Genomic DNA, 24,086 nt, shown 5'->3' on the forward strand with positions numbered 1-24,086 from the left:
GCATTCAGAGGATGTTATGGAACAGATTACATTGTCATTTCCTGCCAGCCGCGCCCTCCGCGGCCGAGCGCTGGCAGGGGTTGTAGGTTCAGGCGATATGGAAGTGCTCTATACCGCCGCCGGAAGCGATACGCTCAGCGTGCAAATTACCACCTCGGTGGATAACAGCCAGGCGCGCTGGCAGGCGCTGTTCGACCGGCTGAGCCTGATCAACGGCCTGCCCGCCGGGCAGTTGGTTATTCACGACTTCGGCGCCACGCCGGGCGTCGCCCGTATTCGTATCGAACAAGTCTTTGAGGAGGCCGCTCATGCGTAACGATCGCAGCTTTATCGAACTGCGCGCTCGCGAACGCGCCCACGCTCTGCTGGACGACGGCAGCTACCGCGAACTGCTGGATCCGTTTGACGGCATTATGTCGCCGTGGCTCGGGGCGCAGGGCATTGTCCCGCAGTCCGACGACGGTATGGTGGTAGCCAAAGGCACTATCAACGGCCAGCCGGCGGTGGTGATTGCCATCGAAGGCACCTTCCAGGGCGGCAGTATGGGCGAAGTCTCCGGCGCCAAAATGGCCGCCGCGCTGGAGCTGGCGGCGGAGGATAACCGCAACGGTATTCCGACGCAGGCGGTCCTGTGCCTGGAAACCGGCGGCGTCCGGCTGCAGGAGGCCAACCTTGGCCTGGCCGCCATCGCCGATATTCACGCCGCGATTGTCGATCTGCGCCGCTACACCCCGGTAGTCGGCATCATCGCTGGCACCGTCGGCTGCTTCGGCGGCATGTCCATCGCCGCCGCGCTGTGCAGCTATCTCATCGTCACCCGAGAAGCCCGTCTCGGCCTCAACGGACCGCAGGTTATCGAGCAGGAAGCCGGCATTGAAGAGTACGACTCGCGTAACCGGCCGTTTATCTGGAGCATGACCGGCGGCGAAATTCGCGCCGCCAGCGGCCTGGTCGACGCGCTGGTTAACGATGGCGTCAAGGCCGTCAAAACCGCGATGAACGAAGCGATCGCCAAAGGCGTACCGGCGCAGCACCGCAGCGACAATTATGACGACTATCTGCGCCGTTTGAGCCAGTTCGACACCCGCCAGCAGGCGGATACCGCGCAGATTAAACAGCTTTTTGCCCGGGAGGAAAAATAATGAGTCAGTTCCCAAACCGCGCCGCGCTATGGCTGAACAAACTGGCGCCCGAGGCGCCGCTGATGAGCGGCCTGTGCCCTTCCGTGCAGGTGGCAGACGGCCAGCTTAATGGCGAAAAGGTGCGTTTTATCGCCGTAGTGCCTGACGCCAATAACCACTACCCGCGCGCCGCCGGTGGCGAAGTCGGCCTGCTCGAAGGCTGGACGCTGGCGAAAGTGGTCAATGAAACCATCGCCGCCGACGCCCACCAGGCCCGCAAACGGCCGATCGTCGCCGTGATCGATGTGCCGAGCCAGGCCTATGGCCGTCGCGAAGAAGCCTTTGGTATTCACCAGGCGCTGGCCGGAGCGGCAGGCGCCTACGCCAAAGCCCGTCTGGCCGGCCACCCGGTGATTGGCCTGATCGTCGGCAAAGCGATGTCCGGGGCGTTTCTGGCCCACGGCTACCAGGCCAACCGTCTGATCGCCTTTAACGACAGCGGCGTACTGGTCCACGCGATGGGTAAAGCGTCGGCCGCGCGCATTACCCTGCGCAGCGTGGAGGCGCTGGAGAAACTGGCGGCGACCATCCCGCCGATGGCCTATGACGTCAGCAACTACGCCACGCTCGGCCTGCTCTCCGCTCTGCTGGACATCAGCCATCCTGACGCCCCTGACGACCACGATCTGGCGCTGGTCAGCCACACCCTGCGCGACGCCATCGCTGACGCGCGCCAGGATCCCTCGCTGAAGTGCCGCCTGGGTGCGGAAAACCGCCGCAGCTCGCAGCGGGTCCGCGACCTGATGCGCGCCAGCTGGTAGCACGTTCGTACGTAAGTAGTAGAAGAAAACCTGCCGGAAGCCGTCCCCCGGAGCGCGTCATAACCGCGCCGGGTAGGGACGGCTTTTAGAAAAAATAACAATCGCGCCAGTACTCTATTTTATTTACAGGTGATTTATGACTTATGTGATTATTCATGCTCTTGCCCCGATTTTCGTCATTATGCTGCTGGGCTTCTGGGCCGGTAAGGCCGGGATGGTAGATAACAAAAATGTCTCCCTGCTCAATATCTTTGTAATGGATTTTGCCTTACCCGCTACGCTGTTCAGCGCCACGGTGCAAACTCCGTGGGCCGGTATCGTCGCCCAGTCGCCGCTGGTGCTGGTGCTCACTGGCGCGATGTGGATCACCTACGCCGGGATTTACTTCCTCGCCACCAGCGTCTTCAAACGCACCCCGCAGGATGCCGCGGTGCTGACCCTCACCGTCGCCCTGCCGAACTACGCCGCGCTGGGCCTGCCGATCCTCGGCAGCGTGCTCGGCGAAGGCGCATCGACTTCGCTGTCGGTGGCGGTCTCTATCGCCTGCGGTTCGGTACTGATGACCCCCTTCTGCCTGCTGATTCTGGAACGTGAAAAAGCCCGCGCCGCGGGGGAAACCACCGGTTCTACGCTGGCGATGCTGCCGGTGCTGATGTGGCGTTCGGTGAAAAAGCCGATCGTCTGGGGCCCGTTGCTCGGGGTGGTGCTTTCCGCTATCGGCATTAAAATGCCGGACCTGCTGCTGGCCGCCATCAAACCGCTGGGCCTGGCCGCCACCGCCGCGGCGCTGTTCCTCACCGGGGTGATCCTCTCGGCACGTAAACTGCAGCTCAATGCGCTGATCGCCACCTCTACCATCGTGAAACTGCTGGTGCAGCCGTTTATCGCCTGGGGACTGGTGATGCTGCTGGGTCTGCACGGCGCCATCGCCATCACCGCGATCCTGATGATTGCCCTGGCCGCCGGCTTCTTCGGCGTGGTCTTCGGCAACCGCTTCGGCGTGCAGTCCCCGGATGCTGAAGCCGTGCTGCTGTTGAGCTCGGTTCTGTGTATCCTGTCGCTACCGCTGTTTATCTCTTTGACTTCAGGACTGTAAACCATGTCATCAACGCCGCGTCCCCACGATTTAGTGTGGTTAAACCACGCCAGCGCCCTGGAAGATATTGTCGAGCCGTGGGTGGCTCAGCAGTGGCGAGCCGCGCTGCCGGTGGTGGTGAGGCGCGATGTTGACGACCAGGCCCGCATCCCGGTTGGGGTGCGGGGCATGAAGCGCGAACAGCGCGCCGCCGGCTGGGTACAGGCGCACAATATCGTGCGCAGGGTCACCCCGGAGATGCTGGTGGAGCGCGAGCGCCTGCTGGGCTCCCCTTTTGTTTCGCAGCCGCCGGTCCAGGCGGCTATCGCCCTGACGCTGGGCGACTGGCCCTGGCGCTGGGGCGTCACCGGCAGCACCGGCTACGCGCTGGCGACCGAAATCCCGGTACTCCATGCGGCAAGCGATCTGGATCTCCTGATCCGCGCCCCGCAGCCGCTGGCCCGCGAGGCGCTGCTGGAATGGCAGTCCCGGGTGGCCCAGCTCCCGTGCCGCGCCGATACCCAGGTCGAAACGCCATACGGCGCCTTCGCCCTCAATGAGTGGCTCCGCGATGGGCGAGCGCTGCTGAAAACGTCCCGCGGCGCGCGCTTAACCGCTGCGCCGTGGCGCAGGGAGGAATGATGAAGATTTTGTTTACTTTTCCCGGACAGGGTGCCCAGCGTCCCGGCATGCTGGCGGCTATCCCCGACCGCGAAGCGATCCTCAGCCAGGCGCGCGCCGTGCTGGGGAATGAAGTCGAGGCCCTCGATAGCGCCGGATCGCTAAAACATACCCGTGCGGTCCAGCTCTGCCTGCTGATCGCCGGGGTAGCCTGGGCGCGCGAGCTACAGCGCCAGGGCGTCAATCCGCAGATGGTCAGCGGCCTGTCCATCGGCGCCTTTCCCGCAGCGGTGATTGCCGGCGCGCTCGATTTCGCCAGCGCGCTGCGCCTGGTGGCCCTGCGCGGCGATCTTATGGAGCAGGCCTATCCCGAAGGTTACGGGCTGACGGCGATCATGGGCCTGACCCGCCCGCGGGTTGAGGCGCTGATGCAGGGCCACGAGGTCTATCTTGCCAACCTGAACGCTGACACGCAGATCGTGATCGCCGGACGCGATGAAGCCATGGCCGAGGTAGCGCAGCTGGCGCTGCAGGCGGGCGCCAGTAAGGCGCAGCGGCTGGCGGTCAGCGTCCCGTCGCACTGCGCGCTGCTGGATAAACCCGCCGCCGCGCTGGCAACAGCCTTTGCCGACGTGACCTTAACGCGCCCGCAGTGCGCCTATTTAAGCGGCTCGACGGCGCGCGTGCTGTGGGATCCGCAGCGGATTGCCGACGATCTGGCGATGAACATGGCGCGCACTGTCCACTGGCAGGAGGCGATGATCGCCGCCGATGAGCGCGACGCGCGCTTAGCCATTGAGATGCCTCCCGGCGGGGTATTGACCTGCCTGACTCGCCAGGCGGGCTGGCGCGGAGAGACCCTTTCGCTGGAACGCAGCGGCGTGGACGTCGCCCGCCATCTGGCGCAGCGGCTTAGCGATTAAGGCTCCGGGCGTACATTCTCCCTTCCGCCGCCAGCGCCAGCAGGTCGGCATCGCGTTCGCGATGGTGTGAATAGACAATCGAGATCAGCTGGCGCATCTGGTACGGTTCCGCCAGCTTTAACAGCTGTACATCTTTTTCATAGACTTTTTTCATCCGCCCCGGCAGCAGCGCAAACCCGACGCCCGCCTGCACCAGGCTAATCATCGAAAAGATGTCATTCACCCGGGTGACGATCGTCGGCTCGAAGCCAGCGATATGAAACGCTTCCCGGAACCCGGCATAGGTGGCGAACCCCTCCGCCAGCGAGACGAATTTCCGGTCGGCGTAATCGCGCAGGTCAGCAAGCTGTGTGCTATCCAGCTGCGCCGTCGCCGGGGCGGCGAGAAAGATATCGTCCTCAAACAGCGGCACCACGTCGAAAGCGGTATTGTTGAACTCCCCTTCATTGGTGGCGATCAGGATAGCGTCGAGGGCGTCGTCTTCCAGCATATCCAGCAGCATCTGGTTAGAGCCCATGGTCAAATCCAGCTCCAGCTCCGGGCGACGCAGCTTCATACCCATGATAATGCGCGGGACGGTTTCCAGGGTCAGGGAATAGAGGGTGCCGATGCGCAGCCGCCCCTGGCCGACGCCGGCGACTTTGCGCGTCGCCTCAAGGCCGCGGCTCATCAGACTCATCACATCCTGACAATATTCCAGCAGCGTCCACGCCGCCTGCAGCGGCAGCAGATTGCGCCCTTTATGGACAAACAGCGGGCAGCCCACCCCCTCTTCCAGGGTATGCAGCGCGCGGTGAACGCTGACGCTGCTAAGCTTCATCGCTTCGGCGGTTCTGGCGATATTGCCCTTCGCCATAAACATCATAAAGACCGACAGCTTGCGGAAGGTGATCTCCTGATTGATATCGTCTTGCATAGCCCTTCCACACTCCTGATTTGCTTTTCTTTTTTCAATTCAAATCAGTATATCGTTTATGACGGCAAAGTTGCAGGCAGAGAGCGGCTTAGGCCGGCAAGGAACGCAAAAAAGGGAAGACCGTGGTCTTCCCTTTTGTTCTCTATCGAGTTTGCTTTTACAGCGCCATATCGTGCTGCGGCGAGGCGTCGCGCTGCGGCTCCGCCGGCTTCGCGGTCGCGGTGGGCGCAGCCGCTGGCATCTGGATCACCGGCGGTTTCGTCAGCTGCAGGGTCGCGGCGGTATCATCCCAAACCTGCTGGGTCAGCGCCACGTTACCGTTCAGCTTCTGGCCGTAGCTCGGCACGATCTGGTGGATACGGGTCTGCCACTCCGGCGAGTTAAACTGCGTCGGGAACATCTGCTTGAGCACATTGAGGGTGATCGGCGCGGCGGTGGAAGCCCCCGGCGACGCGCCGAGCAGCGCGGAAATGGTTTTCTGCTGATCGACCACCACTTCGGTGCCCAGTTTCAGCACGCCGCCCTTCTCTGCGTCTTTCTTAATGATCTGCACGCGCTGGCCGGCCTGGATCAGCTTCCAGTCCTCTTTACGCGCGTCCGGGTAGTACTCTTTCAGCGCGGCGAAGCGGTCATCATCGCTGAGCATCACCTGGCTGACGAGATATTTCACCAGGTCGAAGTTATCGAGTCCGACGTGGGTCATCGGCAGCACGTTGTCAGTGGTGGTGGTGCTCAACAGGTCGAAGAAGGAACCGTTTTTCAGGAACTTGGTCGAGAAGGTGGCGAACGGCCCAAACAGCACCACGCGCTTGCCATCCAGGTAGCGGGCGTCAAGGTGCGGTACCGACATCGGCGGCGCGCCGACCGAAGCCTGGCCATACACTTTCTCGAGGTGCTGCGCGGTGACCGCCGGGTTCTCGGTCATCAGGAACGAACCGCCCACCGGGAAGCCAGCATAGTTGTCCGCTTCCGGAATACCGGTTTTCTGCAGCAGCTTCAGCGCGCCGCCGCCGGCGCCGATAAAGACGTATTTCGCGTCAATAGTCTGCGCTTCCCCGCTCTGCACGTTCTTAATGGTCACGTGCCAGGAGTTATCGGCATTGCGTTTGAAATCGGTGACCTCAGAGGAGGTTTGCAGGGTGAAATGGCTGTTTTTCTTCAGGCTGCCGATCAGCTGCCGGGTGATTTCGCCATAGTTAACGTCGGTACCTACCGGCGTCCAGGTGGCAGCGACTTTCTGCTGCGGATCGCGGCCTTCCATCACCAGCGGCGCCCACTGTTTAATTTGCGCGTGGTCGGTGGAGAATTTCATCCCCTGGAATAAGGTGGTCTGCTGCAGCGCGGTATAACGCTTCTGTAGATAGTCGACATTATCGCCCCAGACGAAACTCATATGCGGCGTGGAATTAATAAAGGAGTGCGGATCGTGCAAAATACCGCGCTTGACCTGTGCCGACCAGAACTGACGGGAGATCATAAACTGTTCGTTAATATCCAGCGCTTTGCTGACGTCAATCGATCCGTCCGACCGCTCCGGCGTATAGTTCAGCTCCATATTCGCCGAGTGACCGGTACCGGCGTTATTCCAGCCGTTGGAAGATTCCAGGGCCACGCCGTCCAGTTTCTCCACCATCGTCAGGTCCCAGTCCGGCTGCAGCGCCTGCAGCCAGGTGCCAAGCGAGGCGCTCATGATCCCGCCGCCAATCAGCAGGAAGTCAGTTTTTTTAGAGGTATCCGCTTCAGCATGCGTCGCCGCGCTGACGAACATCGCTAATGCGGTAAAGGAAATAATCGTTTTTTTCATTGCAGGCATAATAGAATTATCACGTAGCACACGGTAATAAGAGGCAGCATATTAACGCACTTTTACTTTATTTTAAAATATCATTTACACTCTCGCATTTTTAATCAAATAATTATTTAACTTAAAAAATCAGAACGACGAAAAAAAAATAAAAGTCGCCATAAAATTATGGCTGAAAATTCAGCGCAATTGCCGGGAAAAATAGAAAAGAGGGATTTCTTTAGTTAATAAAGTCCAGACGCGCACACCGTTGGTGCGCGCCTGGCGACAGGCTTAATGGGCGGGAGTGACAGCGCTGCGCTGGGCTTCGCGCAGGGCAAGACGCAGATGATCGTGATGTTTGGTCAGCAGCTCCCGCGCGTGCCAGGCGTCCAACCCGCTGAGCAGCATCAGGATCGCGGTGCGGCAATGGTGGTGGCAGCTGGTCAGCGCAGCTTTTGCTTCGCTGCGCGTGCAGTCGGTGGCCGCCATGACAATCGCCACCTGCCGCTCCGCCCAGTGCGGGGTGTCCGCCTGCAGATCCACCCGCAGGTTGCTGTACACCCGGCCGTCACGGATAGCGAGGCCCGTCGACACCATGTTAAGGATCTGCCGCTGGGCCAGCCGGGCCTTCGGATTGGTCAAACCCGCCACCGCTTCCGGCCCGGTCTGCGGAGCAATAACAATATCCGCCAGCTGCGCCGCCTCACTGGCCGCCTGCTGGGTCACCACCGCGATCGGGGCCCCCAGCGACCAGGCGTGGCGCATCGCCCCCCAGACCCACGGGGTCTTGCCGCTAACGGTCAGCGCCAGCAGCATATCGTGGCTGGAAAAGTCCAGCGACTGCAGCTCGAAGGCGCCAAGATCGTAATTATTCGCCGCCGTCTCCCGCTCGGCCATCGCCGCCGTCTGGCCACCGGCAATCAGCCCCACCAGCGCGTGTTTGCCTTCCGGAGAGTAGTCGCTGACCGCCTGGACTGCCGTGCGGCCTGATTCCCCGGCGCCGATAATGACCAGACGCCCTCCCCGGCTCATTGTCGCGGTGGCGATATCAATCAACCGGGCGATATCCGGCAGACAGGCGCCGACCGCCTCCGATATCTGCTTATCATCCTGATGCAGCATCGCCAGCATGTCGGCGGTGGCGAGGCGATCGATGTGGGTGGTATCCGGGTGACGACGTGCCTGCATTGACGCGGTTAGCGAACTGCTCATAACAACCTCCATTTACGACAGAAAAAGCGCATCTCGGCGAAATCAGCGGCCTGATGCATATCCTTATATTCATCAGGACTATTTAACCTCTGTCGCCACTATAAGGGGAATCTTCCGCGCTTTACCGCCGTCGGGGTCACAGTTTACCGTCCCGATCGCCCGTTCACGGGCAATTGCCGATTATCTGAGCAATCCTGTATCAGGTCTTATCTTCGCCTTCCGCCTGCATGGCCAGCCAGAAGGATTGCTGACAGAGGTTATAAAATTGTTTGCGCATTGGCTTCACCTCCAGGCCGGCGCTGTCGATAACCAGCCAGTCGATCCAGCACTCCGGGCAGGAGGCGGCATCCTGTTGCGGAAGCTCGAGCTCGTAGCGGTGCTGGATCACCACCCCGCTGCGATGCCGCCAGCGCGCGATCTCCCACTCTGCTTCCGCTTCACGGTCCTGTTCACGATGCTGCGTCAGTCGTTCAACGTGCTGTTGCCGGAGGATATCCCGGACCAGAGATGCCAGTTCCATCATGTCTGCCTTAAGCCTGTGGCGAAAAGCGACAGTTTATCGTGGACGGGCCGAGGCTACCGTAGCAAAAGCGGCCTTTTGCTTTGATTACACGGCTTTATGAATGCCGCGCTATCAGCGATAATAATCGTTCACTGAATCTATCCGGGATCGTCATGAAGGCATCAGAGCACCCGCCTCGCGTTCGTCAACGCGCCTTACCGCTAAAGCTGAGTACCGCCGTCTCCTTGATGATTGGCAGCGTGATCGGCGCCGTGCTGCTGCTGGTCTATGCCCTGTGGTATATGCAGATCAGCAATGCCACCCGCGACGGCCTGAAAGAGACCGCGCTGGCGGTGGCGCGTACCATGGCTGATATGCCGCAGGTGAAGCGCGGACTGGCGGCGCCGCCGCAGCAGCAGATTATTCAGCCGCTGGCGCAGGCCATCACCCGGCGCAACGACCTGCTGTACGCTATCGTCACCGATATGCACGGTATTCGCTATTCGCATCCGGACAGCTCAATTATTGGCAAACCCTTCATCGGCCACGATATCCAGCCGACGCTGCAGGGAAAAGAGAACGTGGCCATTAACCACGGGGTGCTGGCCCCGGCGCTGCGAGTGTTTACCCCGGTGTTCAACGACCAGCATCAGCAGATTGGCGTGGTGGTGGTCGGCATTTCGCTGAGTAAAGTGGACGAGCAGATCGCCAACAGCCGCTGGGACGTGCTGCTGACCATCCTGTTCAGCGCGCTGGTCTGCGCCATCGGCACCTGGAGCCTGGTGCGCGGCCTGAAGCGCGTCCTGCTGGGGCTGGAGCCGCACGAAATCTCCACTCAGTTTCAGCAGCGTCAGGCCATGCTTCACGCCCTCAAGGAGGGGGTGGTGGCCGTCGATGCCCATGGTGAGGTTAACCTGATCAACCCGGCGGCGCGCGAGATTCTCTTTTCCGGGCCGGACAAGACCCTCGCGCATACCCCGCTGCTCGCCGACCTGCAGACGGTTTTGCACAGCGGCGAGCCGATGTACGACCGCGAGCTGGGGTGCAATGGCCTGTTGCTCATCAGCAACACGGTGCCTATCCGCAGCCAGGAGGCGGTGGTCGGCGCCATCTGTACCTTCCGCGATAAGACCGAAGTCAGCCAGCTGCTGCAGCGGCTGGACGGCATGATGAGCTATGTGGATGCCCTGCGCACCACTTCTCATGAGTTTATGAACAAACTGCACGTGATCCTCGGCCTGCTGAATATGAAAAGCTATGGCAAACTCGAGGAGTACGTGCTGCAGACCGCCCACCGCTACCAGGCGGACATCGGCGATATTCAGCACCGCATTAAATCCCCGGTGGTGGCTGGCTTTCTGATAAGTAAAATGCAGCGCGCCACCGAGTGCGGCTTTACCCTTAAGCTGGCGGAAGAGAGCCTGGTGCCGGATTGCCCGAATGAGAAGCAGGTCACCGTGCTGGTGACGGTGCTGGGCAACCTTATCGAGAACGCGCTGGACGCCATGAGCGGTCAGGCGGAGGGCGAAATCGGCCTGCTGCTGCACTATCAGGACGGCTGGCTAAGCGGTGAAGTGAGCGACGACGGGCCGGGGATCCCGGAAAACAACATCGACGCTATCTTTAACAAAGGCTTCTCCACCAAAGGCGAGAATCGCGGCGTCGGGCTGTTTCTCGCCAACCAGCAATTACGCGAGCTGGGCGGCACCCTCGCCGTCGAGTCGGAACCCGGCGTATTTACCCAATTTTTTGTTCATCTCCCCTGGGATAGTAAAAGGAAACGTGCGTGATAAATGTGTTGATTGTTGACGATGATGCCATGGTGGCCGAACTGAATCGCCTGTACGTGGCAAGGGTTCCCGGCTTTCGTTGCAGCGGGAGCGCCTCGACGCTCAGTCAAGCCCGGGAGATGATTAACGATCCGCAGCTGGAGATCGATCTGGTGCTGCTGGATGTCTATATGCAGCAGGACAGCGGGCTCGATCTGCTGCCGACTATCCGTAAATCGGGGCGCGCCATCGATGTCATCATGATCACCTCGGCGGCGGATGCCGCCACGGTGCAGACCGCCATGCATTACGGAGTGGTCGATTACCTGATTAAACCTTTCCAGTTTCCCCGTTTTGAAGAGGCGCTCACCACCTGGCGGGAGAAGCGCAAGCTGATAACCGGCCAACCCTATTACGAGCAGGCCGACGTTGACCGCCTGCTGCACGGCGGCGCGCCGGAGGCCAGCGACGCGCGCAAGCTGCCCAAGGGGCTCACCGCGCAAACCCTGCGCACCCTGTGCCAGTGGATTGATGCTCACCCGGACGTTGAATTCTCTACCGATGAGCTGGCGGCGGCGGTGAATATCTCCCGCGTTTCCTGCCGCAAGTATCTGATCTGGCTGGCGCAGATCAATATTCTCTATACCACTATCCACTACGGCGCCACCGGGCGGCCGGTCTATCGCTACCGCCTGGTGGCCGAACAGTACAGTTTGCTTAAGCAGTACAGTCAGTAACGCGGTAGCCGCTGTCCAGCGACGCAAAGCGCAAGCGCTGCGGCGCTGACAGTATAATGTCGCGATTTTTGGTGACGAAAATCGCGTCGATATCCTGCCGCTGACGCAACGCTGCGCAGCCTTTCTCGACGCCGAGGCCGAACAGCAGCGTGGTCCAGATATCGCCGTCTAAAGAATCGCTGGAAATCACCGTGACGCTGTCGAGTTCGTTGTCCAGCGGGTAACCGCTGCGCGGGTCGAGAATATGGTGCCAGCGCTTGCCGTCCTGCTCGAAATAACGTTCGTAGGTGCCCGAGGTGACTACCGACTGTCCGTTGACCGTCAGGGAGCCGATCAGCGCCTGCGCATCGGCAAACGGTTTTTTCAGGCCAATAGCCCATTCGCCGAGGGTATGCACATTGCCGCCGAGGTTGATCAGCGCCCTTTCCACCTGCTGCTGACGCAGATAATCACGCACCCGGTCAGCGATATAGCCTTTGGCGATCGCCCCAAGATCCAGCTCCATCCCCGGCTGCTGAAGAAACACGCTGCAGGTTGCCTCATCAAGGATCACCTCCTGCGGGCGGGTCAGCGCCAGCCGGGCCCTGATTTCGCCGGCGTCAGGCACGCTGTGTCCCTGAAAGCCAATCCGCCACAGCTTCACCAGCGGCCCAATCGCGAGGTTAAAGGCGCTGTCGCGCACCATGCTGGCGGCTTTGGCGCACTGAATGAGCTGAAAGACCGGGCGGCTGACGGTCACCGGGTGACGTCCGGCGGCGTGGTTGATATCCATCACCTGGGACTCGGCGCGGTTAACGGTAAGCAGATCTTCGTAGCGCTTGATTAACTGAAATACGCGGGAGGCCAGCGCCTCATCATGGGAGCAGAGTTTGAGCAGGATGGGAGAACCCATCAGAACGGCGGAGTAGCTATAGACGCGGTTATCAGACATCGGGCTCTCCTTAGTAGGGATAAGCCGGGCGGCGAAAGCGCCGGCCCGGCATCAGCAATGACGTGTTATCCTCTGGCGCGTTTCGCCGCCTGGTGGCCCGCGAGGGTGCCGAAGATGATGATATCCGCCACCGCGTTACCCCCGATACGGTTGCCGCCGTGGATCCCGCCAACCACCTCACCGGCGGCGTAGGCGCCGCGGATCGGCTGCCGGGCAACGTTCAGCACTTCGCCATCGGTGTTAATGGTCACGCCGCCCATGGTGTGGTGCACCCCCGGGGCGATACGAATGGCGTGGAACGGACCTTCGTTAATCGGCGCGCGCAGCGCGGTGGTACGGCCAAACTGTTCATCATGCTGTTTTTCCACCGCCCCGTTGTAGCACTCGAGGGTGGCGAGGAAGGCATGGTAATCCATCCCCAGTTTCTCCGCCAGTTCACGCGGCGAGCTGGCGCTGGTGACGAAGCCTTTGGCGATGTACTCATCGGCGGCTTTGTTTTTCGCCCGTACATGTTCGTCAAAGACGATGTACGCATAGTGTTCCGGCAGGGCGATAATCGCCGCAGAGACTTTATCGCGGGTCTCCATTTCGTTGAAGAAGCGGTTACCCTGCTGGTTGACGAGGATCGCCCCACCGCCGCGAATCGACTCGGAAATCAGATAGGAGGTCTGCTGTTCAACGGTCGGGTGAATTTGAATTTCGCCCATATCCACCGTGTCGGCGCCGATACGCTCCAGCAGCGCGATACCGCTCCCGGTGGCCCCTTTGTGGTTGGTGGTGACGAACCCTTCGAGGTCAGGACGATACTTCACCACCATCGCGCTGTTGGCGCTGAAGCCGCCGGTGGCCACCACAATGCTTTTGCTCTGGACTTCAATGATCTCGTTTTCGTCGTTGATCAGACGCACGCCGCTGACTTCATCGCCGCTCATCAGGATCTCTTCCACCGAGGTATCCAGCAGGACGTCGATGCCGCGTTTGGTGATGTTGCGCACCAGGCCGCTAATCAGATAGCCGCCGACCGCTGACCCGTCGCGCGGACGGTGGGTGCGGTCAATGCTCATCCCGCCGGTGGTGGTGATATCGTTGAGCATAATGCCGCGGTCAGCCAGCCATTCAATGGCTTGCGGGGCATTCTCCACGAAGCGGCGCAGCAGCTGCGGGTTGTTTTTATTGTGCCCACCTTTCAGGGTTTCCTGATAGAACAGCTCTTTGCTGTCCTGAATGCCTTTCACGCGCTGGAAGCGGGTCTCCGCCGCGTTCATCCCGGCGGAAGCCTTGATGGTGTTCCCGCCAATGGTCGGCATTTTCTCGACGATCAGCACGCTGGCGCCTTCGTCGTGAGCCTGAATGGCGGCCGCCAGACCGGCGCCGCCGCTGCCGACCACCACCACATCATAGCTTTTCGGCGCGGCGTCATTGCCGCCCTCTTCCGCCGCCAGCGCTTTGCTCGATTTCAGCATCGCTTTGGCGACCGCTTTTTTCACCGCCTCGCTCTGGCTGGTGGCCCCGGAAATAGCGTCCACGTGCGGGGTATTGGCGGTCAGAATACGTTCGCGGATCTCTTCGAAGCTGGTGGTGAACTCCACGGTCTGCGCCGGGCTCGCCGCCAGTTCGATATCGGCGATATGGTCATTTTCGAGGCTGACGTTGATCACCAGCTCATTGGCGTCATCCTGAACGGTTTCAACAAACATCCCCGGCTTAAATTTGGCGTCGCCCATGCTCATGTCGCGGATCATCGCTTCCACCAGCGAGAAGCGCCACAGCGGTTCCGGAATGTGCAGCGCCTCGCGCTGGGTGCTGTCGATAAACAGCTCCAGCTCTTCACCCGCGGCGATACGAGCCGCCCAGTCCGGATAGGCGATGCAGGCGCGGCCCACGGCGATCAGGTCATAGCCGTGATCGAGGCCCAGCTCGGCATCGGCGACGTTAACCACCCCGCCGACGCCCATCACCGGCACCTGAGCCAGAGTGTCAGAGCGCATGGCGCAGTATTTCTCAATCAGCGGCGTTGGGTCGCAAGTATCAACGATAGATGGACGCAGAGTCGCGCCCACCGAGAAGTGCAGATAATCGACGCCGCGAGCGGCCAGTTTTTCCAGCAGATACATGGTGTCGTCGAAGCGGATCCCCGGGACCTCCATCTCTTCCGGCGAGAAGCGGTAACCGATGATAAAGGCATCGTCAGCGTACTGGCGGGCCATTTTATGGGTGATGTCGAGCACCGCCAGCGGGAAACGAGCGCGATTGTCGCGGCTACCGCCCCACTCATCGTCGCGCTGGTTGGAGTTCGGCGAATAGAACTGCTGAATGAGATAGGTGTTAGCCCCGTGAATTTCGACCCCGTCGAAACCGGCGAGGATAGCGCGACGGACCCCATCGCCAAACTTGGCGATCATGCCTTCCACTTCGTCTCCGCTCAACGCCCGCGGCATCGCGGCGCCCTCACGCGGGGCGGCGATAGCGCTCGGCGCCACCGGCTGGCGACCGCCGATCAGCTGCGGGTCGACCATGCGGCCGCCGTGATAGATCTGCAGAATCGCTTTCGAACCTTCCGCTTTAATCGCTTCGGCGATTTTCGCCAGGCCGGCGATTTTTTCATCGTTATCGATACCGATAGCACCCGGGAAGGCCAGGCCGTAGTCATCAATAAAGCAGCACTCGACAATAATGGTGCCGATGCTGCCGGCGCGAGCGCGATAGTACTCCACCAGCTCGCTGGTGACAGTCCCATCGAAATAACCGGTGCAGGTGGTCATCGGCGCCATGAGCAAACGGTTTTTCAGCTCCGTACCATTTGGTAAAGTAAATGGCTGCAGAATTCGTTCGTTACTGGTCATAAGTTACGCTCCAGATTTTAAAATATTAAAAATTCAGAATGGGGTGACGGAATCATTAATGGTTGTGGTTTTTTAATTCCTGTTGTCATGCCAATAATATAACGGGTTTTTTAGTTACCAAATCAATTACGTTAGTTATAAAACTATTTAACCCCAGCAATAACATCGCTACCTCTATTGTATTATTAAAATAATAAATAGCATTTACATAATACAAATGAACGATAACATTTCAGATACTTACGTTAACATTCACAACGACCAAACTCGCGCACATTACAGTTATTATTCAGCAACTTACAAAACACATGGAAAAATTAGCATTAATTGCTTATTTTTATTTTAACATTTACCGATATTTTCGCCAAAATAACACCTCATCACATAGGGTTATACTGATAATAAAAAAATAGTGAAATCACCTGCTTTTCTTGATCTTGATCAATTGCAACGGCCATTGAAAGCGCAATATATAAATAACCAATAAATTTAATTTAACGCCCATCAAATCGCGTTAAATAATCGCCCCAACGATACTCAGAAACGCAAAATAAAAACTAAAGAAACTTTTGTAATTAAAGAAACCACTGAGCGCATCGCTGGCGTAAACGTTATTTTCAACAACTTGCAGATACTCATTATGAAAGAGAAAAAGACAACCATACCGCCTGCCGGTGCAGTCAATCCAACGACTGCGAATAAAAAACGTCTCCTGATGATGGCGCTGCCGATTATCGTTGCCGTGCTGTTACTCTTCGTCCCGGTCCCGGACGGCCTGCCGCCGTACGCCTGGCACTACTTCGCTATCTTCGTCGGGGTGATCGTCGGGTTGATTTTTGAACCACTGCCTGGCGCCGTTATCGGCATCACCGGCGTGGTGGTCATCGCCCTGTGCAGTCAGTGGCTGCTGTTCAGCCCGGAACAGATGGCCGCACCTGGCTTCAAAATGGCCGGCGCCTCCTTTAAGTGGGCGGTGAGTGGCTTCGGCAACTCCACCGTGTGGCTTATCTTCGGCGCCTTTATGTTCGCCGCCGGCTACGATAAAACCCAGTTCGGCCGCCGCCTGGCGCTGATTCTGGTGAAATATCTCGGCCGTCGCAGCCTGACGCTGGGCTACGCCATCACCTTCGCGGATCTGCTGCTGGCGCCGTTTACGCCGTCGAATACCGCGCGCAGCGGGGGCACCATCTACCCGATTATCGCCAACCTGCCGCCGCTGTACGGTTCAAAACCAAACGATCCGAGCGCGCGTAAAATCGGTTCCTATCTGATGTGGGTAGCGATCACCGCCGCCTGTATCACCAGCTCGATGTTCCTGTCGGCACTGGCGCCGAACCTGCTGGCGCTGGCGCTGGTAAAAAGCATCGTCGGTATCAACATCTCCTGGGGCACCTGGTTCATCGCCTTCCTGCCGCTTGGCGTACTGCTGATCCTGACTATGCCGCTGCTGGCCTACTGGTTCTACCCGCCGGAAGTGAAAGTCAATAACGAAGTGCCGCTGTGGGCCGCTCGTGAACTGGAAAAACTGGGCAAACTGTCGCGCAATGAGATCCTGCTGCTGGTGTTCGTCTGCTTCGCGCTGATGATGTGGATCTTCGCCGCCGACTGGATTGAACCGGCTCTGGCCGCCCTGCTGGTTATCGTGCTGATGCTGTGGACCGGCGTACTCTCCTGGAGCGATATCACCAACAACAAAGCGGCGTGGAACACCTTTGTCTGGTTCGCCACCCTGGTGGCGCTGGCCGACGGCCTCTCCTCTACCGGCTTTATCGCCTGGCTGGGTAAAGAGGGCGGCGCGCTGATGAGCGGTATCTCCCCGGGGATGGCGACCATCGTCCTGCTGCTGGCGTTCTACCTGCTGCACTATCTGTTTGCCAGCACCACCGCGCACACTACCGCGCTGCTGCCGGCCATGCTGACCATCGCCGCCACCATTCCGGGGATGAATATGGAAGTGTTCGTTCTGCTGATGGTGACCTCGCTGGGCGTGATGGGGATCATCACCCCGTACGGTACCGGCCCAAGCCCGATCTACTACGGCAGCGGCTATCTGCCGACCAAAGATTACTGGCGCCTCGGCACCATCTTTGGCGCCATCTTCCTGGCCGCCCTGCTGCTGATTGGCTATCCGTGGATGTCCATGATGTTCTGATTCATAACCGCCGGGACCACCCCGGCGGTTTTATCTTTATGGAGTAAGTGATTATGTCGACTAAACCGTTTGTTTATCAGGATCCGTTCCCGCTGGCGCACGACGATACCGAATACTATCTGCTCAGCAAAGCGCACGTCTCCGTCGCCGAATTTGACGGCCAGGAAGTGCTGAAAGTGGAACCGCAGGCGCTGACCCTGCTGGCGCAGCAGGCCTTCCACGACGCCGCCTTTATGCTGCGCGTCTCCCATCAGCAGCAGGTCGCGTCGATTCTGCTCGACCCGGAGGCCAGCGATAACGATAAATATGTCGCCCTGCAGTTCCTGCGCAACTCGGAAATCGCCGCCAAAGGCGTCCTGCCCACCTGTCAGGACACCGGCACCGCCATCATCATGGGTAAAAAAGGCCAGCGCGTCTGGACCGGCGGCGGCGACGAAGCCGCCCTGGCGCAGGGCGTGTACAACACCTATACCGAAGATAACCTGCGTTACTCGCAGAACGCCCCGCTGGATATGTATAAAGAGGTCAACACCGGCACCAACCTGCCGGCGCAGATCGATCTCTACAGCGTCGACGGCGACGAATATAAATTCCTGTGCATGGCGAAAGGCGGCGGTTCCGCCAATAAAACCTATCTCTATCAGGAAACCAAAGCGCTGATCACCCCGGCGAAGCTGAAAAACTATCTGGTGGAGAAGATGCGTACCCTTGGTACCGCTGCCTGCCCGCCGTACCATATCGCCTTTGTCATCGGCGGCACCTCGGCGGAAGCGACGCTGAAAACCGTCAAGCTGGCCTCCACCCGCTACTACGACGGTCTGCCAACCGAAGGCAACGAGCATGGCCAGGCGTTCCGCGATGTGCAGCTTGAGCAGGAACTGCTGCAGGAAGCGCAAAACCTCGGCCTCGGCGCGCAGTTCGGCGGCAAATACTTCGCCCACGATATCCGGGTGATCCGCCTGCCGCGCCACGGCGCCTCCTGTCCGATCGGCATGGGCGTCTCCTGCTCCGCCGACCGCAACATCAAAGCCAAAATCAACCGCGACGGTATCTGGATCGAGAAACTGGAGAGCAATCCAGGAAAATATATCCCTGAACATCTGCGTCAGCAGGGCGAAGGCAAGGTGGTCAGCATCAACCTGAATCAGCCGATGAGCGAGATCCTGGCGCAACTGTCCGCCCATCCGGTTTCCACCCGCCTGAGTCTCAACGGCACTATTATCGTCGCCCGCGATATCGCCCACGCCAAGCTGAAAGAGCTTATCGATAATGGCGAGGAACTGCCGCAGTACGTGAAAGATCACCCGATCTACTACGCCGGCCCGGCCAAAACGCCTGCCGGTTACGCCTCCGGCTCCCTCGGCCCGACCACCGCAGGCCGCATGGACTCTTACGTCGATCTGCTGCAGTCCCATGGCGCGAGCATGGTGATGCTGGCGAAAGGCAACCGCAGCCAGCAGGTCACCGACGCCTGCCACAAACACGGCGGCTTCTACCTCGGCAGCATCGGCGGCCCGGCGGCAGTGCTGGCGCAACAGAGCATCAAGAGCCTTGAGTGCGTGGCGTATCCGGAACTGGGGATGGAGGCGATCTGGAAAATCGAAGTGGAAGATTTCCCGGCGTTTATTCTCGTCGATGATAAAGGCAACGATTTCTTCCAGCAGATCCAGAACAAGCAGTGCGCCGGCTGTAAACAGCACGGCTAACGCCCCCCCTCTGGCGCTAACAGCAGGCCGTCGCCGTTCAGGTGACGGCTTTTTTTTAGCCCGCGCCGCGCCAGCTTGAACTCACTTCCTGCCCGGCTATGCTCAACGACAAGTCGTCCCTTGAATGCTGAAAAATAACAATAATTCCCTTTCCCGGGTTGATGCTGACCCTCGGGTCGACCGGGACGATGCCCCAGCCGTCGCGCCGCAGGAGGGTGAGAAATAAGGATAACGTAGCGGCATTTCCGCCGGGTGGCGGCGTACGCCTTACCCGGCCTACAGGGGCCGTGCAGCCAGCCGTTAATTAACCCACTTGCGCGACTGAAACTGCCGGTGCTGGCGGCCTCAACATCGCTGAGACGTTCCCGGAAGACGGGGGCACAGGGGGCGGCGGCGACTGGCCGCTCCCTGCGCCATGAGTGATATAACGCAGAAGATCAACCGGGAGCGCAATCTGCCCGGAGTTAACATAGACGTTGTAACCCTGCCAACATAGTGCGAACAGGAACACTTCCGGTTGTGCCGTTATTTCGCCGGGTGGCGGCTGCGCCTTACCCGGCCGACAACGACTGCCGGGCAATCCGACCTGGACGACGACTCAACCCTGCGCGGCGTCAATGTCGTCAAACACCTGCTGCGCCAGATGCATCGTGGCATTGGCCGCCGGCAGTCCGCAGTACAGCGCAGAGTGCATGATCAACTCTTTCAGCTCATCGCGGGTCACCCCGTTGTTAAACGACGCGCGCAGATGCATCTTCAGCTCCGCCTCGCGATTGAGGGCAATCAGCATGGCAATGGTGATCATACTGCGGGTGTGGTGGTCGAGCCCCGGACGGGTCCAGGTCTCACCCCAGGCGTAGCGGGTGATAAAGTCCTGAAACTCTTCGTTCAACGGCGTCAGATGCTGCAGCGTACGGTCGACGTGGGCGTCGCCCAGTACTTTGCGCCGCACCGCCAACCCGTCCTGATAGCGCTGTTTATCCTCCATGGCGTTCTCCCTGGAAAAAGCTCAGCAGCGCTGAAGTAAAGCTTTTCGCCGCCTCAATGTTTGACAGATGCGATGCCGGCAGAACTACCACCTGGGAGGCGGGGATCTGCTGCTGCAGGAAATTAGCGTCACCGACCGTGGTGACAGGGTCACTTTCCCCGGCAATGATTAACGTCGGCAGCGGGATCTGCCCTACTTCGCCCCGCAGGTCGGCGGCGGCCAGCGCCTCACAGCAGGCGGCATAGCCTTCGGCGTCGGTATGGGTCAGCTGGTGACACAGGGCCTCCACCACCTCCGGCGCCTTCTGGCGAAACGCGTGGGTGAACCAGCGATCCGCCGCCCCGGCGGCCACCACCGCCATTCCCTCCTGGCGTACCGCCCGCGCCCGCGACAGCCAGCTGGCCTGATCGCCGATGCGCGCCGCGGTGTTCGCGACGGCCAGACCATAAAAACGCTCTGGCGCAAAGCGGCCCAGCCACAGACCGGTCAGACCGCCCATCGAGATCCCGCAGAACCAGGCGCGGTCGATATTCAGATGATCGAGCAGCGCAATCACATCTTCCCCCAGCTGGGCGAGGGTCACTTTGCCATTTTTCGTCGTTTTACCGTGGCCGTGGGTGTCGTAGCGCAGCACCCGGAAATGGGCGGTTAACGCCTCTGTCTGCGGCTGCCACATCGCCCGGGTGGTACCCAGCGAGTTGGAGAGAACGATAACCGGCGCACCTTCCGGTCCGTCGAGTTGATAATCAAGATTCATCATGTTGCTCCTGATAACGCGCCAGCACCTGGCGCACAAAGCGTTCGGCGCTGCCGGTCGCCGTTGCCGGGTCCAGCAGCGTGGTTAAGCGTTCGCGGGAGAGATACTGACTAACCTGCGGGTCTGCCGCGAGCAGATCGACCAGCGGGTAGTGGCGGTCCAGCGCCTGACGGCACAGCGCCTCAATATGATGGTGCGCCTCAGCTTTGCCGATGCATTCCGCCAGCGCCAGGGTCACCGCCTCAGCCATGATCAGCCCGTGGGTGATATCGAGGTCGGCACGCATCTTTTGCGGGAAGACCTGCATGTCGCGCACCAGCGCCTCGCTTTGCGCCAGCGCCCCGCCCACCAGGGTAATCAGCTCCGGCAGGGTCTCCCACTCCGCCTGCCAGCCGCCCAGCGCCCGCTCGTGCTGCTGAATCTGGCAGGCGTAGAGGGTGGCCATCATACCCGGGGTGCGCTGGGCGGCGGTCAGGATCGCCGCGCAGGCCACCGGATTGCGCTTATGCGGCATCGTCGACGAGCCGCCGCGCCCTTCCGCTACCGGCTCGCCCACCTCAGCCACTTCGGTCTGCATCAGCAGGGAGAAGTCGTTAGCGAATTTCCCCAGGGTGCCGCAGACGCCAGCGAACCAGGCGCCAGCCTCCAGCAGCCGATCGCGCTGGCTGTGCCACGGGGTATCCGGCAGCGACAGACCGAGGTTCTGCGCCAGCGCCTGGCCAACCGCCGGTCCTTGCGCTTTCAGCGCGTCCAGGGTCCCCGCGGCGCCGCCGAACTGCAGCACCAGCAGACGCGGACGCATCTCCCGCAGCCGCTGCTGCCAGCGCAGCAGCGCGTCGAGAGTGCCCGCCAGCTTCAGACCAAAGGTCACCGGCAGCGCATGCTGCATCCAGGTCCGGCCCGGCATCACGCTGTGGCAATGACGGTCGGCCTGCCAGGCGAGGGCCGCCAACAGTCGCTCGAGCAGTTGCTCGGCGGCATCCAGCGCCCCGCGCAGCTGGAGCACCAGCCCGGTGTCGATAGCATCCTGACTGGTGGCGCCCCAGTGAACGTAGCGCGCGGCGTTTGGATCCCGCGCTTTTACCTGGGCCGTCAGCTGTTTCACCAGCGGGATCGCCAGATTACCCGCCCCCACAGCCGCCTCGCCCAGGGCGGTAAAATCGATCGCCTCGTGGCGGCAGGCCGCGACAATCGGCCCGACCGCTGCCGCCGGCACCATCCCGCAGGCGGCCTGCGCCTGGGCCAGCGCCGCTTCAAAATCCAGCATGCCCTGCACCCGCTGCGCGTCGCTGAACCAGTCGGTGAGCGGACTGCTGCGCAGCATCGGGGTCAACAAACTCATTCTGGCTCCTTAAACACGTTCAATAATCAGGGCGATCCCCTGCCCGACGCCGATGCACATGGTGCACAGCGCGTAGCGGCCGCCGGTCCGTTTCAGCTGGTAAGCTGCGGTCATCGCCAGGCGGCCGCCGGAGGCGCCGAGCGGATGCCCCAGGGCGATCGCCCCGCCGTTGGGGTTCACATGGGCGGCATCGTCCGGTAAGCCCAAATCGCGGGTCACCGCCAGCGCCTGGGCGGCGAAGGCTTCATTCAGCTCGATCACGTCCATCTGGGCTAACGTCAGACCGGTCTGCGCCAGCACCTTCCGCACCGCCGGCGCCGGGCCAAAGCCCATAATGCGCGGCGCCACCCCCGCCGTCGCCACGCCGACCACCCGGGCCAGCGGCTGAAGATCGTTGGCCGCCAGCGCGGTTTCGCTGGCCAGCAGCAGCGCGCAGGCGCCATCGTTAACGCCTGAGGCGTTGCCGGCGGTGACGCTGCCGTCGGCGCGCACCACGCCGCGCAGTTTCGCCAGCGCCTCCAGCGAGGTGCTGCGCGGGTGTTCATCGCGGCTAAACCGCAGCGGCTCGCCTTTACGCTGCGGCACCTGGACGGCGATCAGCTCATCGGCAAAACGCCCAGCCTCCTGGGCCGCGGCGGTGCGCAGTTGACTGCGTAAGGCGAACGCATCCTGATCGGCGCGGGAAATGGCAAACTCATCGGCGACATTTTCCGCCGTCTCCGGCATGGAATGCACGCCGTACAGGGCTTTCATCTGCGGGTTAATAAAGCGCCAGCCGATGGTGGTATCCTCCATCTGCATGCTGCGGCTAAAGGCGCTCTCCGCTTTACCCATCACAAACGGCGCCCGGGACATACTCTCCACGCCGCCGGCGATCATCAGCTGCGTCTCCCCGCTTTTAATCGCCCGCGCCGCGACGCCGATCGCATCGAGGCTGGAGCCGCACAGGCGGTTGATGGTGCTGCCGGGCACGATCTCCGGCAGCCCGGCCAGCAGCAGCGCCATCCGCGCCACGTTGCGGTTGTCTTCCCCGGCCTGGTTGGCGCAGCCAAAGATCACATCGTCAATGCGCGAAGGATCCAGTCCCGGGTTACGCTCCAGCAGCGCTTTCAGCGGTAGCGCCGCCAGGTCGTCAGCGCGCATCGTCGCCAGGGTACCACCAAAACGGCCAAAGGGTGTACGCACCGCATCACAGATAAATGCCTGATTCATCATAGGTTCCTTACGCGCTTTCCGCCAGTTGTTCAAAGGTCAGCGTCACCGGAGTGATGCGCTGCAGCTCTTCAAAAGAGAGACCGTTAAAGATTTCCCGCACCACCGGGCCGCGGTCGGTAATGTCGATCACCGCCAGGTCGGTATAGATCCGGCTCACGCAGCCGACGCCGGTCAGCGGGTAGCTACACTGTTCCACCAGCTTGCACTCGCCGTCGCGGGTCAGATGGTCCATCATCACAAACACCTGGCGAGCGCCGATGGCCAGATCCATCGCCCCGCCGACCGCCGGGATGGCGTCCGGCGTGCCGGTGCTCCAGTTGGCGAGATCGCCGCTGGCGGAGACCTGATAGGCCCCCAGCACGCAGATATCGAGATGGCCGCCGCGCATCATGGCGAAGGAGTCGCCATGGTGGAAATAGCAGCCGCCCTGCAGGAGGGTGACGTACTCTTTACCGGCATTGATCAGCTCGGGATCTTCTTCTCCGGGCTGCGGCTTCGGCCCCATGCCCAGCAGGCCGTTCTCGCTGTGCAGGAATACCTCTTTGTCGGCAGGCAGGTAGTTGGCAATCCGGGTCGGCAGGCCAATGCCGAGGTTAACGTAAGCGCCTTCGGGGATATCGCGGGCCACGCGCTGGGCCATTTCGTCACGGGTCAGTTTTTGCATCTCGG

At 60.7% G+C, this 24,086-nt stretch carries 21 protein-coding genes; 10 read left to right on the plus strand and 11 right to left on the minus strand.

Annotated features, from left to right (window positions below; genetic code table 11):
- Window positions 1-16: 16 nt before the first annotated feature.
- The 6 genes from mdcC (at window position 17) to mdcH (ending at window position 4,561) form a co-directional block, all read left to right on the plus strand.
- On the plus strand, window positions 17-316 hold the full coding sequence (mdcC, locus tag ACLH1U_RS05105; protein WP_023289535.1) for a malonate decarboxylase acyl carrier protein: 300 nt from the start codon (window positions 17-19) through the stop codon (window positions 314-316).
- Window positions 309-1,142, plus strand: coding sequence for a biotin-independent malonate decarboxylase subunit beta (locus ACLH1U_RS05110; RefSeq protein ID WP_032452728.1), 834 nt, complete (start codon window positions 309-311; stop codon window positions 1,140-1,142). The genes mdcC and ACLH1U_RS05110 overlap by 8 nt, the downstream gene beginning before the upstream one ends.
- On the plus strand, window positions 1,142-1,942 hold the full coding sequence (mdcE, locus tag ACLH1U_RS05115; RefSeq protein WP_219803849.1) for a biotin-independent malonate decarboxylase subunit gamma: 801 nt from the start codon (window positions 1,142-1,144) through the stop codon (window positions 1,940-1,942). The genes ACLH1U_RS05110 and mdcE overlap by 1 nt, the downstream gene beginning before the upstream one ends.
- A gap of 136 nt (window positions 1,943-2,078) precedes the next feature.
- Window positions 2,079-3,038, plus strand: coding sequence for an AEC family transporter (locus tag ACLH1U_RS05120; RefSeq protein WP_044522774.1), 960 nt, complete (start codon window positions 2,079-2,081; stop codon window positions 3,036-3,038).
- 3 nt (window positions 3,039-3,041) lie between these two features.
- Complete coding sequence (locus tag ACLH1U_RS05125; RefSeq protein ID WP_072420262.1) at window positions 3,042-3,659, plus strand: malonate decarboxylase holo-ACP synthase; 618 nt, start codon at window positions 3,042-3,044, stop codon at window positions 3,657-3,659.
- The gene (gene mdcH / locus ACLH1U_RS05130) at window positions 3,659-4,561 is read left to right on the plus strand and encodes a malonate decarboxylase subunit epsilon (protein WP_194859921.1); all 903 of its coding nucleotides are present in this window, start codon (window positions 3,659-3,661) and stop codon (window positions 4,559-4,561) included. Before ACLH1U_RS05125 ends, mdcH begins: the two co-directional genes overlap by 1 nt.
- Here mdcH and ACLH1U_RS05135 read toward each other — a convergent pair.
- The 4 genes from ACLH1U_RS05135 to ACLH1U_RS05150 form a co-directional block, all read right to left on the minus strand.
- A complete protein-coding gene (locus ACLH1U_RS05135; RefSeq protein ID WP_023289529.1) occupies window positions 4,551-5,477 on the minus strand; it encodes a LysR substrate-binding domain-containing protein in 927 nt (308 codons plus the stop codon). The two genes, mdcH and ACLH1U_RS05135, sit on opposite strands and share 11 nt — an antisense overlap.
- Before the next feature lie 157 nt (window positions 5,478-5,634).
- Window positions 5,635-7,245, minus strand: a complete 1,611-nt coding sequence (gene mqo, locus ACLH1U_RS05140) for a malate dehydrogenase (quinone) (RefSeq protein WP_285203589.1) — start codon at window positions 7,243-7,245, stop codon at window positions 5,635-5,637.
- 309 nt (window positions 7,246-7,554) lie between these two features.
- A complete protein-coding gene (locus ACLH1U_RS05145) occupies window positions 7,555-8,475 on the minus strand; it encodes an N-acetylmuramic acid 6-phosphate etherase (protein WP_023289527.1) in 921 nt (306 codons plus the stop codon).
- Window positions 8,476-8,674: 199 nt separating this feature from the next.
- Window positions 8,675-8,995 (minus strand): hypothetical protein, encoded by a 321-nt coding sequence (locus ACLH1U_RS05150; RefSeq protein ID WP_121936115.1) that lies wholly within the window; start codon window positions 8,993-8,995, stop codon window positions 8,675-8,677.
- 155 nt (window positions 8,996-9,150) lie between these two features.
- Between ACLH1U_RS05150 and ACLH1U_RS05155 the strand changes: the two genes are divergently transcribed.
- Both ACLH1U_RS05155 and dcuR read left to right on the plus strand, forming a co-directional pair.
- Window positions 9,151-10,767: a sensor histidine kinase gene (locus ACLH1U_RS05155; protein ID WP_023289525.1), complete on the plus strand. Its 1,617-nt coding sequence runs from the start codon at window positions 9,151-9,153 to the stop codon at window positions 10,765-10,767.
- Complete coding sequence (gene dcuR / locus ACLH1U_RS05160; protein WP_023289524.1) at window positions 10,764-11,483, plus strand: two-component system response regulator DcuR; 720 nt, start codon at window positions 10,764-10,766, stop codon at window positions 11,481-11,483. Before ACLH1U_RS05155 ends, dcuR begins: the two co-directional genes overlap by 4 nt.
- On the opposite strand, the gene ACLH1U_RS05165 is transcribed toward dcuR, so the two are convergent.
- Window positions 11,464-12,414, minus strand: a complete 951-nt coding sequence (locus ACLH1U_RS05165) for an FAD:protein FMN transferase (protein ID WP_050534296.1) — start codon at window positions 12,412-12,414, stop codon at window positions 11,464-11,466. The genes dcuR and ACLH1U_RS05165 overlap by 20 nt on opposite strands.
- Before the next feature lie 65 nt (window positions 12,415-12,479).
- Window positions 12,480-15,257, minus strand: a complete 2,778-nt coding sequence (locus ACLH1U_RS05170) for a flavocytochrome c (protein ID WP_101861553.1) — start codon at window positions 15,255-15,257, stop codon at window positions 12,480-12,482.
- 640 nt (window positions 15,258-15,897) lie between these two features.
- On the opposite strand from ACLH1U_RS05170, the gene ACLH1U_RS05175 reads away from it, so the two are divergent.
- Together ACLH1U_RS05175 and fumA are read left to right on the plus strand one after the other, a co-directional pair.
- On the plus strand, window positions 15,898-17,409 hold the full coding sequence (locus tag ACLH1U_RS05175) for an anion permease (RefSeq protein WP_049092623.1): 1,512 nt from the start codon (window positions 15,898-15,900) through the stop codon (window positions 17,407-17,409).
- Window positions 17,410-17,462: 53 nt separating this feature from the next.
- Complete coding sequence (gene fumA, locus ACLH1U_RS05180) at window positions 17,463-19,115, plus strand: class I fumarate hydratase FumA (RefSeq protein WP_023289520.1); 1,653 nt, start codon at window positions 17,463-17,465, stop codon at window positions 19,113-19,115.
- Window positions 19,116-19,713: 598 nt separating this feature from the next.
- Here fumA and pcaC read toward each other — a convergent pair.
- From pcaC to ACLH1U_RS05205, 5 genes are read right to left on the minus strand one after another with little or no spacing between them, the layout of a single operon-like run.
- Window positions 19,714-20,103 (minus strand): 4-carboxymuconolactone decarboxylase, encoded by a 390-nt coding sequence (gene pcaC / locus ACLH1U_RS05185; RefSeq protein ID WP_023289519.1) that lies wholly within the window; start codon window positions 20,101-20,103, stop codon window positions 19,714-19,716.
- A complete protein-coding gene (gene pcaD, locus ACLH1U_RS05190; protein ID WP_032452712.1) occupies window positions 20,093-20,860 on the minus strand; it encodes a 3-oxoadipate enol-lactonase in 768 nt (255 codons plus the stop codon). Before pcaD ends, pcaC begins: the two co-directional genes overlap by 11 nt.
- On the minus strand, window positions 20,850-22,202 hold the full coding sequence (locus tag ACLH1U_RS05195) for a 3-carboxy-cis,cis-muconate cycloisomerase (protein ID WP_411299110.1): 1,353 nt from the start codon (window positions 22,200-22,202) through the stop codon (window positions 20,850-20,852). The genes pcaD and ACLH1U_RS05195 overlap by 11 nt, the downstream gene beginning before the upstream one ends.
- Window positions 22,203-22,211: 9 nt before the next feature.
- Window positions 22,212-23,414: a 3-oxoadipyl-CoA thiolase gene (gene pcaF / locus ACLH1U_RS05200; RefSeq protein WP_411299130.1), complete on the minus strand. Its 1,203-nt coding sequence runs from the start codon at window positions 23,412-23,414 to the stop codon at window positions 22,212-22,214.
- 10 nt (window positions 23,415-23,424) lie between these two features.
- The gene (locus tag ACLH1U_RS05205) at window positions 23,425-24,081 is read right to left on the minus strand and encodes a 3-oxoacid CoA-transferase subunit B (protein WP_411299111.1); all 657 of its coding nucleotides are present in this window, start codon (window positions 24,079-24,081) and stop codon (window positions 23,425-23,427) included.
- Window positions 24,082-24,086 lie beyond the last annotated feature (5 nt).

It is taken from the genome of Klebsiella sp. 1SOBk5mer (assembly GCF_046603115.1).
In the GTDB taxonomy this organism is placed as follows: domain Bacteria; phylum Pseudomonadota; class Gammaproteobacteria; order Enterobacterales; family Enterobacteriaceae; genus Klebsiella; species Klebsiella quasipneumoniae.